13 protein-coding genes, 1 tRNA gene, 2 pseudogenes and 1 riboswitch are annotated in these 18,414 nt (G+C 59.3%); of the genes and pseudogenes, 14 read left to right on the forward strand and 2 right to left on the reverse strand.

Features of this window, described 5'->3' with window-relative positions:
• The first annotated feature begins 130 nt into the window (after positions 1-130).
• Positions 131-231, forward strand: a riboswitch (guanidine-I (ykkC/yxkD leader).
• 62 nt (positions 232-293) lie between these two features.
• The 12 genes and pseudogenes from ACQKP4_RS19095 to ACQKP4_RS19150 all read left to right on the forward strand — a co-directional run bounded on the left by ACQKP4_RS19095 (position 294) and on the right by ACQKP4_RS19150 (position 12,812).
• Positions 294-1,361 carry a putative urea ABC transporter substrate-binding protein gene (locus ACQKP4_RS19095; protein ID WP_427635200.1) on the forward strand — a complete coding sequence of 356 codons (1,068 nt, stop codon included), beginning with the start codon at positions 294-296 and terminating at the stop codon, positions 1,359-1,361.
• Between the two features lie 15 nt (positions 1,362-1,376).
• Positions 1,377-2,192 (forward strand): ABC transporter permease, encoded by an 816-nt coding sequence (locus ACQKP4_RS19100; protein WP_427635201.1) that lies wholly within the window; start codon positions 1,377-1,379, stop codon positions 2,190-2,192.
• On the forward strand, positions 2,189-2,977 hold the full coding sequence (locus ACQKP4_RS19105) for an ABC transporter ATP-binding protein (RefSeq protein ID WP_427635202.1): 789 nt from the start codon (positions 2,189-2,191) through the stop codon (positions 2,975-2,977). The genes ACQKP4_RS19100 and ACQKP4_RS19105 overlap by 4 nt, the downstream gene beginning before the upstream one ends.
• Positions 2,978-2,989: 12 nt before the next feature.
• Positions 2,990-3,715 carry an urea amidolyase associated protein UAAP1 gene (locus tag ACQKP4_RS19110; protein WP_427635203.1) on the forward strand — a complete coding sequence of 242 codons (726 nt, stop codon included), beginning with the start codon at positions 2,990-2,992 and terminating at the stop codon, positions 3,713-3,715.
• A gap of 11 nt (positions 3,716-3,726) precedes the next feature.
• Positions 3,727-4,368, forward strand: a complete 642-nt coding sequence (locus ACQKP4_RS19115; RefSeq protein WP_427635204.1) for an urea amidolyase associated protein UAAP2 — start codon at positions 3,727-3,729, stop codon at positions 4,366-4,368.
• A 301-nt stretch (positions 4,369-4,669) separates the two neighbouring features.
• Positions 4,670-8,326 (forward strand): urea carboxylase, encoded by a 3,657-nt coding sequence (uca, locus tag ACQKP4_RS19120; protein WP_427635205.1) that lies wholly within the window; start codon positions 4,670-4,672, stop codon positions 8,324-8,326.
• 23 nt (positions 8,327-8,349) lie between these two features.
• Positions 8,350-10,122, forward strand: a complete 1,773-nt coding sequence (atzF, locus tag ACQKP4_RS19125) for an allophanate hydrolase (RefSeq protein ID WP_427635206.1) — start codon at positions 8,350-8,352, stop codon at positions 10,120-10,122.
• A 22-nt stretch (positions 10,123-10,144) separates the two neighbouring features.
• Positions 10,145-10,321, forward strand: a pseudogene (locus ACQKP4_RS19130) (GGDEF domain-containing protein); the annotation flags it as partial.
• A 4-nt stretch (positions 10,322-10,325) separates the two neighbouring features.
• Positions 10,326-10,547: a cysteine-rich CWC family protein gene (locus ACQKP4_RS19135; RefSeq protein ID WP_427635207.1), complete on the forward strand. Its 222-nt coding sequence runs from the start codon at positions 10,326-10,328 to the stop codon at positions 10,545-10,547.
• A gap of 33 nt (positions 10,548-10,580) precedes the next feature.
• Positions 10,581-11,273, forward strand: coding sequence for a pseudouridine synthase (locus tag ACQKP4_RS19140; protein ID WP_427635208.1), 693 nt, complete (start codon positions 10,581-10,583; stop codon positions 11,271-11,273).
• Positions 11,274-11,584: 311 nt separating this feature from the next.
• Positions 11,585-12,469 carry an alpha/beta fold hydrolase gene (locus ACQKP4_RS19145; RefSeq protein WP_427635209.1) on the forward strand — a complete coding sequence of 295 codons (885 nt, stop codon included), beginning with the start codon at positions 11,585-11,587 and terminating at the stop codon, positions 12,467-12,469.
• 269 nt (positions 12,470-12,738) lie between these two features.
• Positions 12,739-12,812, forward strand: a tRNA-Gly gene (locus tag ACQKP4_RS19150).
• A gap of 292 nt (positions 12,813-13,104) precedes the next feature.
• On the opposite strand, the gene ACQKP4_RS19155 is transcribed toward ACQKP4_RS19150, so the two are convergent.
• Positions 13,105-13,932 (reverse strand): hypothetical protein, encoded by an 828-nt coding sequence (locus tag ACQKP4_RS19155; RefSeq protein WP_427635210.1) that lies wholly within the window; start codon positions 13,930-13,932, stop codon positions 13,105-13,107.
• Between the two features lie 359 nt (positions 13,933-14,291).
• On the opposite strand from ACQKP4_RS19155, the gene ACQKP4_RS19160 reads away from it, so the two are divergent.
• Positions 14,292-14,939 carry a TetR/AcrR family transcriptional regulator gene (locus ACQKP4_RS19160; RefSeq protein ID WP_427635211.1) on the forward strand — a complete coding sequence of 216 codons (648 nt, stop codon included), beginning with the start codon at positions 14,292-14,294 and terminating at the stop codon, positions 14,937-14,939.
• A 142-nt stretch (positions 14,940-15,081) separates the two neighbouring features.
• Here ACQKP4_RS19160 and ACQKP4_RS19165 read toward each other — a convergent pair whose 3' ends face one another.
• Positions 15,082-17,922: an AAA family ATPase gene (locus tag ACQKP4_RS19165; RefSeq protein ID WP_427635212.1), complete on the reverse strand. Its 2,841-nt coding sequence runs from the start codon at positions 17,920-17,922 to the stop codon at positions 15,082-15,084.
• Positions 17,923-18,196: 274 nt separating this feature from the next.
• Between ACQKP4_RS19165 and ACQKP4_RS19170 the strand changes: the two are divergent.
• A pseudogene (locus ACQKP4_RS19170) lies at positions 18,197-18,414 on the forward strand (tyrosine-type recombinase/integrase); the annotation flags it as partial.

The following is an 18,414-nucleotide window of genomic DNA, read 5'->3' on the forward strand; positions in this document are numbered from 1 at the left end:
GCGCCGCGCCGCCCCGCCGAACACCACATCGCCGCAATCGCGCGGGCCAGAAGGCTTGCGCCAAGTTGGCACGGCTCTCGCTTTAGTAAACCCGTGCAGGAGTCATCACAGGTTCGCGGCACCACAATTTGCAATGGCTGACTAGGGTTCCGGCTCGCTAAGGCGAGTGGCTGGTCCGAGAGTTGGCGACCTCCAGTTGAGGTTACACGGCGGGACAAAAGCCCGGGAGACAAGCCACCGTTCGCGGTGCCGCGTTGACTCCTGCCCGCCCTTGATCAACTGGAGAATGACCCATGTCCCAGCTTCGTTTACCCGCCCTGCTCGCCGCTGCCTTTGCAGCTTTCGTGAGCTTCTCGTCCCAGGCCGCGCAAAAAGACCACTTCAGCGTCTGCTGGACCATTTACGCCGGCTGGATGCCGTGGGAATACGCTGGCAGCCAAGGCATCGTCGACAAATGGGCAAAGAAGTACGGCATCAAGATTGATGTGGTGCAGCTCAACGACTACGTCGAATCGATCAACCAATACACCGCAGGCCAGTTCGACGGTTGCACCATGACCAACATGGACGCGCTGACCATTCCGGCCGCCGGTGGCGTCGACAGCACCGCTCTGATCGTCAGTGATTTCTCCAACGGCAACGACGGCATCGTGCTCAAAGGCGCAGGCAAGAAAGTCACCGACCTCAAAGGCATGGACGTCAATCTGGTCGAGTTGTCGGTGTCCCACTACCTGCTGGCCCGCGCGCTGGACTCGGTGGACCTCTCCGAGAAAGACCTGAAAGTGGTCAACACCTCGGACGCTGACATCTCCGCCGCGTTCAACACCGAACAGGTCAACGCCGTCACCACCTGGAACCCGATGCTCTCGGACATCAAGGCCAAACCGGGCGTGACCGAAGTGTTCAACTCCAGCCAGATCCCCGGCGAAATCATGGACATGATGGTGGTCAACAGCGCCACCCTCAAAGACAACCCGGCCCTGGGCAAAGCGCTGACCGGCGCCTGGTTCGAAGTGGTCGAGTTGATGAACGCGAAAAACGCCGCCAGCAAAGTCGCCCTCGAACACATGGCCAAAGCCTCGGGCACCGACCTCGCCGGCTTCCAGTCGCAACTGGACACCACCAAGTTGTTCGCCACGCCCAAAGAAGCCCTGGACTTCTCCACCAGCAAACAACTGCCGGACACCATGCGCAAAGTCGCCGAGTTTTCCTTCCAGCACGGTTTGCTGGGTGAAGGCGCCAAGGACACCAGCGCCGTCGGCATGGCCTTCGCCAACGGCGTAACCAGCGGCGACAAGACCAATCTCAAACTGCGCTTCGACCCGACTTACGTACAGATGGCCGCCGACGCCAAGCTGTAAGCAGAGGACCTGGCCATGCGCCTGATCAATCGCCACCCGGATCGCCCGAGTCGCCTGCTGCTGGTGATCCTGCCGTTCGCCCTGGTGCTGTTCGCCTACTTCATGGGCTCGGCCGAGCGGCTGACAAACAACCCCAACGACAAGCTGTTGCCCAGCGCCGTGCAAATGACCGACGCGGTGAAACGCCTGGCCTTCGTCGCCGACACCCGCACCGGTGAATACGTGCTGTGGCAAGACACCGCGTCGAGCCTGCGACGCCTGGCCATCGGCCTCGGTATCAGCGCGCTGGCCGGGCTGTGCCTGGGCATCGCCGCCGGCACCTTGCCGTTGTTCGGCGCGCCGTTGTCGCCGTTGCTAACGGTGCTGTCGATGGTGCCGCCGCTGGCGATCCTGCCGATTCTGTTCATCGTGTTCGGGCTGGGAGAGTTGTCGAAAGTGATGCTGATCGTGATCGGCATCACCCCGTGCCTGGCGCGGGATCTGGAACAGCGCGCTAGAGAAATCCCAGTCGAGTTGTTGATCAAGGCCCAGACCCTCGGCGCTTCGACCTGGACCCTGATGCTGCGCGTGGTGCTGCCGCAATTGCTGCCGCGCCTGTTGATCTCGCTGCGACTGATGCTCGGTTCGGCGTGGTTATTCCTGATCGCCGCCGAAGCCATCGCCTCCACCGACGGCCTCGGTTACCGGATCTTCCTGGTGCGGCGCTACCTGGCGATGGACGTGATCCTGCCCTACGTGGTGTGGATCACCCTGCTCGCCTGGTTGATGGACTGGGGCCTCAAGCGCCTGACCCAACGGGCCTTCCCTTGGTATGAAGGAGCGCGGGCATGAGCTTCATCACGGTGAAAAACGTCTGGCAGCAATACGGCGATCAGGTGGTGCTCGAAGGGCTCAACCTGAACATCAACGAAGGTGAGTTCTGCACCCTGGTCGGCGCCTCGGGTTGCGGCAAATCGACCTTCCTGCGACTGCTGCTCGGCCAGGAGCGCGCCAGTCGCGGCGAGATTCTCTTGGACGGTCAAGTCTTGGCCGGCGAGCCGGATTCGAGCCGTGGCGTGGTGTTTCAGCGCTATTCGGTGTTCCCGCACCTGACCGTGCTGGACAACGTCGCCCTCGGCCTCGAACTGCCACGCTCGCCGCTGCTCGGGCGCTTGTTCGGCAGCGCGAAAAAAGACGCTCGGGAACAAGCCTCGGTGTTGCTGCGCAAAGTCGGCCTCGCCCACTCGCTGGACAAGTACCCGGCGCAGCTGTCCGGCGGCATGCAACAACGGCTGGCCATTGCCCAGGCGCTGATCATGAAACCGCGCGTGCTGCTGCTCGACGAACCGTTCGGCGCGCTCGATCCGGGTATCCGCAAAGACATGCACGGCCTGCTGCTGGAACTGTGGCGCGAGACGCAACTGACGGTGTTCATGGTCACCCACGACTTGTCCGAAGGTTTCAGCCTGGGCACGCGCCTGCTGGTGTTCGACAAGGTCCGCGTCGACCCGCACGCCCCCGGCGCCTATGGCGCGCGCATCACTTACGACATCCCTTTGAACAGCGACCGCCACGTCCAGCGCGCCGCCGTCGACGCCTTGCCGGTGCCACTGGCAGGCACGCTTCGTATCGCTTAGAGGAATTTTGCAATGACTGACTCGACTCAACTGTTCCCACCCTTCGCCGAAGAAATGCTCCCCGGCGGCGGCCATCGTTCGTTCGTGTTGAAGCGCGGCCAATTGCTGCGCCTGACCGACCTGCGCGGCGGCGCCAACGTCAGCCTGACGTTGCTCAACGCCAACGAAAAAACCGAACGCCTGAACCTGCCCGACAGCCTCAAATGCCAACACACCGCCAAGCTCACCACCGGCCATTGCCTGTACTCGGACATGGGCCGCGTGCTGGCCGCAATTACCGCCGACACTTGCGGCTGGAGCGACAGCCTCGGCGGCGTGCTCTGCGCTGAAGAAGTCGCGCACAAGTACGGCGCCGGGCGCTACCAGGAGCTGCGCAACGGCTTCTTTCGCAACGGCACCGATAACTTGCTGGTGGAACTGGGCAAGTGGGGACTGGGCCTCTCGGATTTGCTGATGACCCTCAATCTGTTCAGCCGCGTGAACGTCGATGAGGCCGGGCGCTTTCACTTTGTCGAAGGCAACTCGAAGGCCGGCGACTACATCGAGTTGTACGCGCCGATGGACACGCTGGTGGTGCTGACCGCGCTGCAACACCCGATGGACCCGTCGCCGGACTACGCACCACAACCCTTGAAATTGAGCTGGATGAACGCCGACGCCAGCGTCGCCGAACACTGCCGCACCTCGCGCCCGGAAAACGAGCGCGGCTTCATCAACACCGACCGTCTGTTCGCCTGAGGATCGCTGCCATGTCACTCGCAATCGCCACTTCTCCCATGCAGCCTGAAGCCGCCGTCTACCGCGCGACCATCCCCGCCGGCGAACCGTGGCTGATGGAAGTGAAGGCCGGCCAGACCCTGCGCATCCTCGATCTGGAAGGCAATCAAGCCGTCGACACCTTGTTCTACAGCGTCGCCAATCCGAAGGAACGCTACGACGTGCAACGCACCTTGCGCCGGCAGAACAGCGTCTACCTGAGCACCGGCAGCGTGCTTTATTCCAACCTCGGCAAGCCCATGCTGACCATCGTCGCCGACACCTGCGGGCGCCACGACACACTCGGCGGTGCCTGTGCGCAAGAGAGCAACACCGTGCGCTACGCCTTGGAAAAACGCTACATGCACAGCTGCCGCGATAACTACCTGCGCGCCTGCGTCCACGACGGACGACTGGGCAAGGGCGACATCGGGCCCAACATCAATTTCTTCATGAACGTGCCGGTCACGGCGGACGGCGGGCTGACCTTTGCAGACGGCATCTCGGCGCCGGGCAAGTACGTCGACCTGCGGGCCGAGATGGACGTGATCGTGCTGATCTCCAACTGCCCGCAACTGAACAACCCGTGCAACGCCTACAACCCGACCCCTGCGGAGCTACTGGTATGGAACTGAACCTGGCGCGATTGCGTAAATGGCTGTTTGCCCTGTGCCAGGCCCGGTCTGGCCAGTGCCTGAAATCTCCGAAAAACCACTAAACCTGTAGAGGCGAGCCTCTGTGGTGAGGGGGCTTGCCCCCTCACCACAAATTTAGGGCCGCTTCACAGCCGAACGGGGGCAAGCCCCCTCACCACAAAGGCTCGCTCCTACCGGGGTGCAGTGGTGTTTTGGAGAGAACTGATTCTGCCGCCAGGGACGACCCCGGCGCTCATCGAAAAACTGCGGGACGGCCCGCATCCCCTTCAGGGGTTATGCCATGTTCGAAAAAGTCCTGATTGCCAACCGTGGCGCCATTGCCTGCCGCATCCTGCGCACCCTGGGTGAATTGCATGTCCAGGGCGTCGCGGTGTATTCCGAAGCCGATGCCGCGAGCCTGCACCTTCTGCAAGCCGATGAAGCCCACAGCCTCGGCGAAGGCGCGGCGGCGGGCACCTACCTGGCGGTGGACAAAATCCTCGCCATTGCCAAAGCCACCGGGGCCACCGCCATCCATCCCGGCTACGGTTTCCTCTCGGAAAACGCCGCGTTCGCCGAAGCCTGCGAAGCCGCCGACATTGCCTTCATCGGCCCGACACCCGAGCAATTGCGCGTGTTCGGCCTCAAGCACACCGCCCGCGCCCTGGCCAAACAACATGGCGTACCGATGCTCGAAGGCACCGAACTGCTCGACAGCCTCGACGCCGCACTAGTCGCCGGCGAACAGGTCGGCTACCCGGTGATGCTCAAAAGCACCGCCGGCGGTGGCGGCATCGGCATGCGCGTGTGCCGCAGCGCCACCGAATTGAGCGAATCCTTCGACGCCGTGAAACGCCTCGGCCAGAACAACTTCAGCGATGCCGGGGTGTTTATCGAGAAGTACATCCAACGCGCTCGTCACCTGGAAGTTCAGGTGTTCGGCGACGGTCGCGGCGAAGTGATCGCCCTGGGTGTGCGCGACTGCTCGGTGCAACGACGCAACCAGAAAGTCCTCGAAGAAACTCCCGCGCCGAACCTGCCCGAGGGCATGGCCGATGAGCTCTGCGCAGCGGCGATCAAACTGGCGAAAGCGGTGAATTACCGCAGCGCCGGCACCGTGGAATTCGTCTTCGACAGCGAGGACCAGCGCTTCTACTTTCTGGAAGTGAACACGCGTTTGCAGGTGGAGCACGGCGTCACCGAACAGGTGTGGGGCGTGGACCTGGTGCGCTGGATGGTGCAACTGGCGGCCGGTGATTTGCCGCCGCTGAGCGAGGTGAGCCGAGGCTTGAAAGCCGAGGGCCATGCGATTCAGGCGCGGTTGTATGCCGAAGACCCGGGCCGTGATTTTCAGCCGAGTCCCGGCTTGCTGACCGCCGTGAACTTCCCGGTCGCCAACGGCATACAACTGCGCATCGACACCTGGGTCGAGGCCGGTTGCGAGATCCCGCCGTACTTCGATCCGATGATCGCCAAAGTCATCAGTTGGGCGCCGACCCGCGAAGAAGCCCGCCACGATCTGCATCAGGCGTTGGGCGACAGCCTGCTTTACGGCGTGGAAACCAACCGCGATTACCTGCGCCAGATCCTTGTCGACGCACCGTTCGCCAGCGGTCAGCCGTGGACCCGTTGCCTCGAAGGTCTGGTCTATCAGGCCAACACCTTTGAAGTGCTCAGTGCCGGGACGCAAACCAGCGTTCAGGATTATCCGGGACGCCTCGGCTATTGGGCGGTGGGCGTACCGCCGTCGGGGCCGATGGACAGTCGCGCGTTGCGTCGCGGCAATCTGTTGCTGGGCAACGACGAAGGCGCCGCCGCCCTGGAAATCACCATGAGCGGGCCATTGCTGCGCTTCAATTGCGACGCGGTGGTGGCGGTGACCGGCGCGGTCATTGCGCTGACGTTGAACGGTGACGCGGTGCCGATGAACACGGCGCTACTGATCCCGGCCGGCGCCACGTTGAACCTCGGCACGATTGCCGGGGCCGGCGCGCGCAGCTACCTGAGCCTGCGCGGCGGCCTGCAAGTGCCGGATTATCTGGGCAGCAAAAGCACCTTCACGCTGGGTCAGTTTGGCGGCCATGGCGGTCGGGCGTTGCGCGCCGGTGACGTGTTGCATGTACCTGCTTTGCTTGACCGTAGCGCCGGTGAGCAACTGCCTGACATCGCCGAGTTGCCAGCGGTGCGGCAGATTCGGGTGATCTACGGCCCGCACGGCGCGCCGGAATATTTCACTGAAAACTACATCGACACCTTCTTCGCCACCCAGTGGGAAGTGCATTTCAACTCGAGCCGTACCGGCGTGCGCTTGATCGGGCCGAAGCCGCAATGGGTGCGTGCCGACGGCGGTGAGGCAGGGCTGCATCCGTCGAATATTCATGACAATCCGTATGCGATTGGCGCCGTGGATTTCACCGGGGACATGCCGGTGATTCTCGGGCCGGACGGCCCAAGTCTGGGCGGGTTTGTCTGTCCGGTGACGGTGATCGAGGCGGACCTTTGGCAGCTGGGACAGCTCAAGGCTGGGGATAAAGTCCAGTTCCGTCCAGTCGATCTCCAGACCGCCCGCCATCTCGCCCTGAAATGGAATTCCCCTTGTGGGAGCGGGCTTGCTCGCGAAAGCGATATGTCAGACACATCAATGTCAACTGATATTCCCTCTTCGCGAGCAAGTCGAATCGTCGCACCGCCGCTCCCACAGGGTGTTGTGTCGCCTGTGGTGTTGGATTTGGGTCAGGGGGATACGCGGCTGGTTGCACGATTGTCTGGGGATACTCACCTGCTGCTGGAAATCGGCGCACCTGAACTCGACCTGGTTTTACGTTTCCGCGCCCACGCCCTCATGCAAGCGCTGGAAAGCAAACACCTGCACGGCGTGATCGACCTGACGCCAGGCATCCGTTCGCTGCAAGTGCACTACCAGCCCGAGCAACTGCCGCTGGCCGATTTGCTCGGCATCGTCGCAGGCGAATGGGACGCCGTGTGTGCCGCCAACGACCTGCAAGTGCCGTCGCGCATCGTCCACTTGCCCCTGTCCTGGGACGATCCGGCGTGCCAGTTGGCAATCGAAAAATACATGACCACCGTGCGCAAGGACGCGCCGTGGTGCCCGAGCAATCTGGAGTTCATCCGCCGCATCAACGACCTGCCGAACCTCGACGAAGTGCAGCGCACGGTATTTGACGCGAGTTACCTGGTGATGGGTTTGGGCGACGTCTACCTCGGCGCGCCGGTCGCCACTCCGCTCGATCCACGGCATCGTCTGGTCACCACCAAATACAACCCGGCCCGCACCTGGACCGCCGAGAATTCGGTGGGCATCGGCGGCGCATACATGTGCGTGTACGGCATGGAAGGCCCCGGCGGTTATCAGTTCGTGGGGCGTACCTTGCAGATGTGGAATCGCTACCGCGAAGTCGCCGCGTTCGATGGCAAACCGTGGCTGTTGCGCTTCTTCGACCAGATCCGTTTCTACCCGGTGAGCGCCGATGAACTGCTGCGCATCCGTCGGGATTTCCCGCTTGGGCGCTTCGACCTGAACATCGAACACAGTCAGTTGAACCTCGCGGATTACCAGGCGTTCCTGGCCAAGGAAGCCGAGACCATCGCCGCGTTTCGCGATCAGCAAAAAGGCGCGTTCAACGCCGAGCGCGAACGCTGGATTGCCAGCGGCCAGGCGCATTTCGACAGCGAAGAACTCGTCCCGCAAACGACCGAAAACGCCCCGCTCGCCAGCGGCGAAATGAGCGTCGACAGCCACATCGCCGGCAACCTCTGGCAGGTTCAGGTTGAAACCGGCAGCCGCGTCGCCGCCGGCGATGTGCTGGTGATTCTGGAGTCGATGAAGATGGAAATTCCACTTCTCGCCCCGATGGCCGGCGTGGTGCGCGAGATTCGGGTGCAACCGGGTTCGGCGGTGCGCGCCGGACAGCGGGTCGTGGTGCTGGAACTCGACTGAATTCATTTGAAAAGGATCAAGCCATGAACATCAATCTGCAACTCGACGCCCTGCGCAGCGCCTACCGCGACGGCAGCATCACGCCGCGACAACTGCTGCCGAGCCTGCGCAACAAAGCCGCCGCGCTGAACCCGGACTATCACCTGTTTATCCATCTGCTCAGCGTTGAAGAACTGGAACCGTACCTCGCCGCGCTCGACGGTCGCGACCTCGACAGCCTGCCGCTGTATGGCGTGCCGTTTGCGATCAAGGACAACATCGATCTGGCAGGCATTGCGACCACCGCCGCGTGCCCGGCGTTTGCCTATGTGCCGGCGCAGTCGGCGACCATCGTCGAGCAACTGCTGGCGCTGGGCGCGATTCCGCTGGGCAAGACCAATCTTGATCAGTTCGCCACCGGGCTCAACGGCAGTCGCTCGCCCTATGGCGCGTGCCCCAACAGCGTATTGCCGGACTATCCGGCGGGTGGTTCCAGCGCCGGTTCTTCACTGGCAGTGGCGCTGGGCGTGGCGAGTTTTTCCTTGGGCACCGACACGGCGGGCTCCGGGCGCGTGCCGGCAGCCTTGAACAATCTGGTCGGGATGAAAGCCACCAAAGGGCTGATCTCCACAGCGGGCGTGGTGCCGGCCTGTCGCACGCTCGATTGCGTCACCACGTTTACCGCGACGGCGCGCGAAGCCAGTCAGTTGCTGGCGCTCACGGCGCACTTCGATCCTCGGGACGAATACAGCCGCAGCAATCCACTGTGGAACGATGGCTCGGCGTTCGGCACGCCACGCCCTTTTCGCTTCGGCGTACCGCGTGCGCAGGACCTGGAATTTTTCGGCTGCCCTGAAGGCCCGCTGTTGTTCGGCGATGCCATTGACCAATTGAAGGCGTTGGGTGGCGAAGCGGTTGAGCTGGATATGTCGCCGTTCTTCGAAGCCGCGCGGTTGCTTTATGAAGGCCCGTGGGTCGCCGAGCGCTACAGCGTCGCGGGGGAATTGCTGGAGCACAATCCGCAAGCGGTGCTGCCGGTCATTCGCGCAGTGCTGGCCAAGGCGCCAGCGGTGAGCGGCGTGCAAACCTTCCGCGCCCAGTATCGGCTGCAAGCCTTGAAAGCCCTGTGCGACCAGGCGCTGCAAGGCCTGGATTGCGTGGTCACGCCGACCATCGGCCGCCCGGTGACGCTGGCGGAGCTGGAAGCCGAACCGGTGCTGCGCAATTCCGAACTGGGTTACTACACCAACTTCATGAACCTGCTCGACTACGCCGCCGTCGCCGTACCGAGCGCGTTCATGAGCAATGGTTTGCCGTGGGGCGTGACGCTGTTTGGTCGGGCCTTTACCGATCAATATTTGCTGAGTGTGGCGGATGCTTTTCAGCGCGGTTCGGCGACGCCTGCGCCGACAACTGTCGCGCGCAACGATCGCGCGCGGCTGGTGGTATGCGGCGCACATCTGGACGGACTGGCGCTGAACTGGCAACTGAAACGGCGCGGCGCAACGCTGGTCGAGACCACGTTCAGCTCAGCGGATTATCAGTTGTACGCGCTGGCCGGTGGCCCACCGTTTCGTCCGGGGATGGTGCGGGTGAAGGAAGGTGGCGTGGCGATTGCGGTCGAGGTTTGGGAGTTGCCCAGCAGTGAGTTGGGCTCGTTCCTGACCGGCATTCCGGCGCCGCTGGGGTTGGGCAAAGTGCAACTGGCGGATGGCCGTTGGGAGAGCGGGTTCATTTGTGAGGCGTATGGGTTGGAGGGCGCGGTGGATATCAGCCATCTGGGCAGCTGGCGTGCCTATCTGACAGATCGGCGGTGATCTTTCGATTCGCGAGCAATAGCGTTATGCCTACAACGACCACACGTTGCAGCTGACCGTCAGCATCGGCTTGACCACGCAGCCGCCGGATGAAACCTTGCACACCCTGCGCTCTCGGGCCGATCATGCGAAGGATCGGGCCAAGCAATTCGGCCGCAACCGCACCTGCGTGGAAATGCCTCACTGCGCTTATGAATAAGCAATTGAATAACAAGCCTGACCGCTGCCCGGCCTGCGGTGCCTCCAACGACTGCACCCTGGCCGACCCGCGAACCGCCGACCGTGCCTGCTGGTGCTACGGCGTCAGCATCGACCCGGCGGTCCTCGAAGCGCTGCCGGCAGAGCTGCGCGACCAATCCTGCCTGTGCCCGCGCTGCGCTCAGGTCGAGGCGCAGCTGCAAGCAGCCGCCCGGCCGATCACGTAAGATGCGCGACCCTTTTCCCGCCGATCTCTAGCCATGCGTGTCGACCGTTTCCTCAGCAATTTGCCGCGTTTCAACCGTCAACAGGTGCGTCTGCTGCTGGCGGAAAAACGCGTGCGAATCGACGGGACAGTCGTCAGCAATCCCCACGCCGACGTACTGGAATTCAGCCGCGTGGAAGTCGATGACGAGCTGCTGCAAATCGGCAAACCCGCGCGCTACTTCATGCTGAACAAGCCGCCCGGTTGCGTCAGCGCCACCCGCGATCCGCAACATCCGACCGTGCTCGAGCTGATCCACGAACCGGACAAGGACGACCTGCACATCGCCGGACGCCTGGACTTCAACACCACCGGCCTGATGATCATCACCAACGACGGCAGCTGGTCGCGGCGCCTGACCCAGCCGCGGACCAAACTGCCCAAGGTCTATTACGTCGAGACCGAACAGGACATCGGCCCGGAGTATGCAGTGACCTTTGCCGAGGGGCTGTACTTTGCCTTCGAGGATCTCACCACGCAGCCGGCCGAGCTGGAACTGCTGGGGCCGAAATCGGCGCGGTTGAGCATCGTCGAAGGTCGGTATCACCAGGTGAAGCGCATGTTCGGCCATTTCAACAACAAGGTCCTGCACCTGCACCGCGAAAGCATGGGCCCGCTGATGCTCGACAACGCGCTAAAACCGGGCGAGTACCGCGCGCTGCGCACCGAAGAGATCCAATTGATCTAAGCAGCCTACCGCTGAGCAGAAGTTGTCGAACAATTTACCAACGGCACTTGCGCGATGCCTTCGCCCCTGCTTGAATCAGGACGTCAGCCGAAATGTGACTGATGAGTCACAACATACTTCCAAGAAACTTTTTGCCGGCAGAGAACCCTCAGGTTCCGCCTTCCTCCGGCAAACTGCCCGCCAATAATAATACCCGTCGACCTGATTCACCGGATCGACATGGGCCTCCAAATTCCAGGCGTATGCCTACCTGTCACAAAGCTCGTGCAATCTCATTTGCGCGCATACCCGCTTGCCAGGAGTCTTATGACATGAGGCCAGAAATCGCTGTGCTGGATATACAGGGTCAGTATCGGGTTTACACGGAGTTCTATCGCGCAGACGCCGCAGAGAAGACCATTATCTTGGTCAACGGCTCGATGGCCACGACTGCGTCGTTTGCTCAAACCGTGAAAAACCTCCACCCGCAGTTCAACGTGGTCTGCTACGACCAGCCCTACGCGGGCAAGTCCAAGGCCCACAACCTGCATGAGAAATTGCTGACCAAGGAAGTCGAAGGGCAGATCCTCCTGGAGCTGATCGACCACTTCGCCGCCGAACACGTGCTGTCGTTTTCCTGGGGAGGCGCCGCGACGTTGGTCGCCCTGGCCCAACGGCCACGACGCATCGAAAAAGCCGTGATCAGTTCGTTCTCGCCGGAGATCAACGCACACATGCTCGATTACCTCGAACGCGGCGTCGATTACCTCGGCAGCCGGGACGGCGACCGGGTCGGCAACCTGGTGAACAGCACCATCGGCAAACACCTGCCGACCCTGTTCAAACGCTTCAACTATCGCCACGTCAGCAGCCTGGCCGATCATGAATACGGGCAGATGCATTTCCACATTAACGACCTGCTGCAAAGTGATCGCGAGTGCTTTCTGAAAGCGGCGGAGAAAATCAACGTGCCGGTGCTGTTCATGAACGGCGAATGGGACGAATACACCGCCGCCGACGGCGCGCGATTGTTCGCCAATCACGTGCAACACAGCAGCTTCACGACGCTGGAAGCGACCGGGCACTTTCTCGACATGGAACACAAAGCCGCCTGCCGCGACAGCCGCAACGCCCTGCTGGGCTTCCTGAAGCCTGCCCCCCAGGTAAGTCGACCGCGTTACCACTACGTCCAGGATCACCATGCACTGGCAATCTGAAACCGCGTCATCGCGAGCAAGCCCCGCAGCCTGAAGTCTTCCTGCAGGAGCGAGGCTTGCCCGCGAATGGCCGTCTGACGGTTCGTCCTTCGTTTCAACCGTGCTAAATACAGCGCGCATAAAGAAAAACTTCAAATCCGCGCGCGCTTCTGGTACAAAGTCAGCCGCTCTGAGCGGGTGTCGTATAATGGCATTACTCCAGCTTCCCAAGCTGATAACGAGGGTTCTTATTGGACACCCCGCTTTGGTGCACCGAGTAAGCGCGTAATGCGGGTATAGTTTAGTGGCAAAACGAAAGCTTCCCAAGCTTTAGTTGAGGGTTCGATTCCCTCTACCCGCTCCACCTCTCCCCCAGTATTTCCGGGCTTTCCAGCCCATATTCTCTCCGACTTGTCGTCCGTAGAAACCAGCTCACAGACGTTACTCCTCGCGCCACCAAAACCCAAAAAAAGCCCAAAAAATTGGTGCACCGTAGATTTCGTCCAACGTGACGCCTCGACAGATCAACCTCGCACATTAGCCATTCAATAAATGCCAAAAAGCTTAGGCTGCCTTCGTGGACAGGGTGAAAGGAATGGCCACCTCCTCCACTCTTCCGATACCAAAAAACCAACCGCAGCAAGCCGCATCAGATCTCAATCGACCTTAACCTGGCCGACCTTCCTTTCGCGCTCACGTTGACGGAATCGTTTCACAAAGCTGCCATCGATCAGATCATCCACCTCCAACTCAAGTGCGCAGTTGATCAGAGATGCCGTTGAGTTGTTGGACACCGAGAATTTGTTCGGAATGAATCCGTGCCTCCTTACTCTGTTCTCATCGAGAGCGGCCTCAAATGCTCTAAGGAAATCTGATAGGCCAGGGCGACGCGCGTCAGTCGCTGCACTTGCAGCTGGAGAACGTGCAACAGTAGTTGCTGCTTGCGCATTAGCTCCGATAGCAGAAACGACCTCACTTATGGACGGCCAATACTTAAGATCATACTGATAGGTTAGATTTTCCAGTTTCCCTTCCACATGAGAAGAAAAGAGGCCGTTACTCTCAGCGGCATCTCTTACAACATCAATAACATGGTAATAAGTATCGCTCCGAAAACTAGATATTTCTTGAACCTCTGTTCGGCGAGAAATTAAATCGGAAAGCAACTTGGCGGCCTCCACAATTCGAATATTCAAGTCAGTGAGCTGTTCTCTGTCTTGGCGAGCATCTTTAATCTTCCCAGGATTCCAAGAATAAACCGTCAAGTTCAATACATCGAAAAACGATTTGAGAGCTCTATAATCTTCGCCAAGCGATCCGCGCAACTCCACGTAGACGTCAGCAAGCTCATTGGTTCTGGCGAGCAAGCCTTCAATGCGCTTATTGATCGTGGACCAGATCTCCTTCTCTTTGTTGTACTGATACTCTTTACGAAGAATGCTTTCACATGATTCGATTGCAGCAGCGCGACTGGTAGTGTCCATTTTGTGTGCCTGATGTTTGGGATAGGCGGATGATAAAGGCTTCATTGCCGAACGTCGGTACCTATCAGCAAAATTTTCACCGCGTTACAGGTACTCGCCCTCGCCCCCTCCTATCCAATAACCAAAACCCAACAATCGCACCCGCAATACCATCAGCCATTCACATTTTCAGGCAGCCACGGGTCAACAAGCGCCCCAACCCCTCTGTCCAAATAATTCCTTATGCAACTAACCGCACCTGAAGCCCGCGACGAAAGGAGTCATTTCTTTACAAGTGCGTAAAGTTTATTTGCCGGAACATGGGTGGCGGAGCGCAAATCTTTCAGTAACACTTAACCTACTCTGCACAGGTAAAAAAAATGAACGTGGCTACCCCCTCCCCCGTCGACGACCTGCTCAATCCTAGTGAAACCGCGTCACGTCCGGTCAGGATTCTCGCGGCAGCAGGCAGGATGTTCATCGAGCATGGCTATGAGGGAGCGAGCATGGAGGAGATCGCCAAAGCGGCAGCGGTCACCCGCCAAACCCTGTACAACCGGTACCCCGAAGGCAAGGAGTCGCTCTTCGTCGCTGTGGCAGAGCGGATGTGGAAGGCTTTCACAATCATGGATGTTGCAAACGATGAGCACGCACTGACCGATCCAAGGAAAGGACTCCGACAGATTGCTACCGAGTTCGCCTGCTTCTGGTCTGGCCCGTCAGCAGCCGACTTCTTGCGCATGGTGATATTGGAGGGTCGACGCTTCCCGATGCTCGCTAACCGCTTTGACGAGGTCATACAGGCGCCGGCTATGACCGTCATCAGCGATTACCTAGCCGAGCTGGCGCGTCGCGATATCCTGTCAGTTCAGGAGCCTGAGACCGCCGCGCGAGACTTCATGGGGATGATTGACGGTCGTGTTCTGTGGGCGCAGGTGAGAGGTAATAGCGAACCGCTCGCCCGCGAGGAGATCGAGCAGATCGTAGACCGCACAGTGGACGTTTTCTTGAGATCGCTCCGGCACTGAACTGAGCAAATCTCCATCCTGGTCACACGATTGGCGCTAGCCACTAATACGAGACCAACACGGCCCAGAAGCGAGGGGCCCTCCCCCTGCCCCTGACCAATCCAAGCCGCTAGCCATCCGGCAATTGGGCGGGTTGCTGCTCCTAGGTCAGCTCTCGTTGGGCAACGCTGGCGAGGCAACGCTCAATGAACTGAAGCTCCTGACTGAGCTCAGCACCTCGATCCTCCAAAACCTTGAGCCCTGCCTGGTGCGCCTTCTGAACCTCTTCCGGCGCCGTGGCCAGGCCTGCCAGCTTTCTGCGTCCCCTCTCGATTTTCTCGTTCACTTCGGCGAGGTATCTCTCGCCCGACTCCTTCTTCCTTGCCGTGAAAAGCTGGCATTCCAAAAAACGGACGGCATCGTAGATTTTCAAGACCTCACTGCTGGTCTTCGAATGCACGAAATTCAGGCTGCCCTCATCAAAAGCATGGTGCTCTTGGTTTTGCCCACCCCAGTTCACCAGATCATTTTTGATGAAATCGAAATGTGTTGGGTCGTAGTCAATGAATGGCTCCACTAACTTGAAGGTGTGCTCCAGACTGACTTGGAGATACATGCTCTTTTTGAGCTGCGACTTATTGAAGCTCGCAGTGACCTTGACACCATTTTCGATGCAAAACTCAAGCACTATTGACTCAAACCAGATGCGGCAATACAGCAACGCCTGGCGCACGTCAAAGACCGACAGGGCCACATGCACCTTCTTCTGAAAGCCACCTGCGTGATCGATCACCACAATGCCCTTATTCGTATAGCTGAGTACCTGGCTTGCATGCTGCTCACTCTGGGGATGGCGATCAGCGATGATGCAAAAGCGCTCCCAGAACAGACGGTCGTGGGTGGTGACCACCATCTGAATTCGGCGCAGGTAGTCATCACTGAAAAACAGATCGATGATGTTAGATCGGTGATCCGTGTCGATCGCGTTGACGACGTCGTCAAAGACGATGAGTGGGAAATTGTTTTTCTCGGCCATTGCCAAGAGGATAGATAAACCCAGGGCCCTCAGATGGCCTTCACTGAGTACTGCAAATGCATCGAGGGACGATCCGTCCACATTGGTAATCTTGATCCGGTAGTTGTCTGTGAGCTTCTCGAAGCTCAATGTCTCCACCTGCTCATGGTCATCGTCGTGGTTATTGATCGCTCGATAATATTCAGCAGCCTTGGCTTCGATCCCAGTGATACGAGCTTTTTCCAACGCTAGCTTGTATTCCATAAGGTCTTGATAAAGCGTCCGGTATTCGACCTCAAGATCCTTCATCAACTGGTTGAAATGACTATTGTCGACGGCATCATTGAGTAGGATGACTTTCTGCTCTACGAGGTGCGCCGCCTGATCGTTTGCAGCTTTGAACCCAGCAAGAGCGCGAGTTTTGCTGTCAAAATGCCGTTTCAGCGACTCATCTGTCACCTTGAGTCGTGCCACCATCGCATCGAGACGAGCAGCTTGAGCTTCTGCCTGGTCAACCTCTTTTAGCCTGCGATCACAGGCGCGCAGGTAAATCTCGATTTCTTCGGAACCGCTAGCGCAGAGATTTAAGAGCGCGTCGAGAACAGCCGGTGCCACCTCAGAACGGTCTGTAGCGGTGTGAAACTCCGCGAGCGCAGCCTCCAACTCATCCATTTTCAACGGACACGGGACGTCCGCATAGGCGTTGCTTTTTACTGCACTGATAGCTGTAGAAACCTTTGAAGCCCAGAGGGCAATCCGGGCGTCATTTCTCTGCTTGGCGTGTTTCAAGGACTCAAGGGCACCCAGCGCTTTGATCTGATCATGGGCCCTCTCGAAAGGGTTCACGGCGACTTTGTTGAGCGGAGTCAGACAGGCTGGACAATTTCCCCCAGGCTGCAACCGCTCAATAGCCGCCAGTGCCTCAAAGACCGCGCGATAGTTAACGTCACTGGCCTTCTGCAGAAACGACTTTTCAATCAGCGCTCTACGAAGCAGCAGCCGCTTGGCTATCCCGCAGGCACGCTCTACCTGTTTCAACGGAATAACGACAGGGGCCTTGGCTGCCCGCAAGCGCGCGGCCCCACGGATATGCATCTCCATCGTATTACGCAGTCTTACGACCTTGGGGCGAATCTCAAAATCTTGGTCTGCCCTGAGCCCCAACAACTGGCAGATTGCAGCGATCGCATTCTGGAGATCCGTTCTGTGCTTGTAGCGCAGCGGACTCAGGCCAATCCGGGTTTGCTCTAAGGCCGCTAGAGCCTCGGATTGGTCGGGGCGCATGAAAGCTTTCAGCGTGAAACTTTCAGGTCGGACGAAGCGAGAGATGACGTCTTGGAGTTCTTCCAACCCAAACAAGGTGGCAAGGACGTCACTTTCGCCACTGCCGGTATCCTTGGAACCCAGCAGCGAAAACTCCTGAAGCCGGTTCCGGTCGATGAAACAGCTCGACCAACTGATGCTTGGAATTACTTTGAGCTTATCCGCTCCCATAAGCATAAGCTGGGGCTTCGACTCCCCCCTCGCTATGTACTCCCTAACCCTCGTCTTGCGCCTGGCAGCTTCTTTGATGTCCCCGGTCGTTGTGATCTCCAAGGCCTCACACAGGGAAGATTTCCCGCCACCATTAGGCGCATAGAAGATGTTTTTGAGCTTGCTGAATCGGATCAAGGTACCTTTATCGTCAGCACCAAACGCCCCAAAACCTCGGAAGTTTTTCACGCGCAGGTAATCCAACGTACCTAGACCAGACGGTGGTATCCGATCCAGCTCAGGCCTGTTGTCGAGCACCTTTTTGAAACGCGCAGCGATGCGTTGGTAGTTGCGACTCAGCAATTGATCAGAGGCAGCCGTTATATGCGCTTTGATGTGGTCGGAGTAGCGTCCCTTGCTCAGGTTCGCTTGGTACATACACCAGAGAAGCGCGAGGTAAGCGTCGGTACGCCCTTCAAGGTTGTGCCTCGCAAAACTCAAAAGATACTGACTCATCGCGCCTCCTCCCTGGTGCAGATCAGCGTAACTGGACTGCAATCACAATGCCATGACCGCATCGATCAGAGACCCTTAGAGCACGGAATCAGCCACCAGAAGCTGCGGGTTGATCGATTCTCTGTGCACATGCTACCGTAGCGTATCGGTCTCCCTGGATCGAGCGGTCGGCCAGCAGAGCCTTTGCGCATCAGGTGTTTCTCCCTCGTTTTTTCGCACGCACTTCGACAATAGTCAGCGGGCAGCCGACACCGCGACGTATTGGAGATTTGCCATGCGCGTCCCTATTTACCCAGACGATCTACTTCCTCAGGCAGCATTCAAAAGACTCGCAAAAAACATCCAGAAGAGGTGGCCAGGCCAGTCTGCCATCACGCTATCTCTTGCGAGAGAAACCCTGTCCGTCGGGCTCGGTTATGTCGACTACAGGCAAGTCCGTCACTTGTCCCTCACTTGCAGTCAAAACGCACAGACGCCTTCTGAAGCGGACGT

This window comes from Pseudomonas sp. NPDC086278, from assembly GCF_050280905.1.
Classification (GTDB): Bacteria; Pseudomonadota; Gammaproteobacteria; order Pseudomonadales; family Pseudomonadaceae; genus Aquipseudomonas.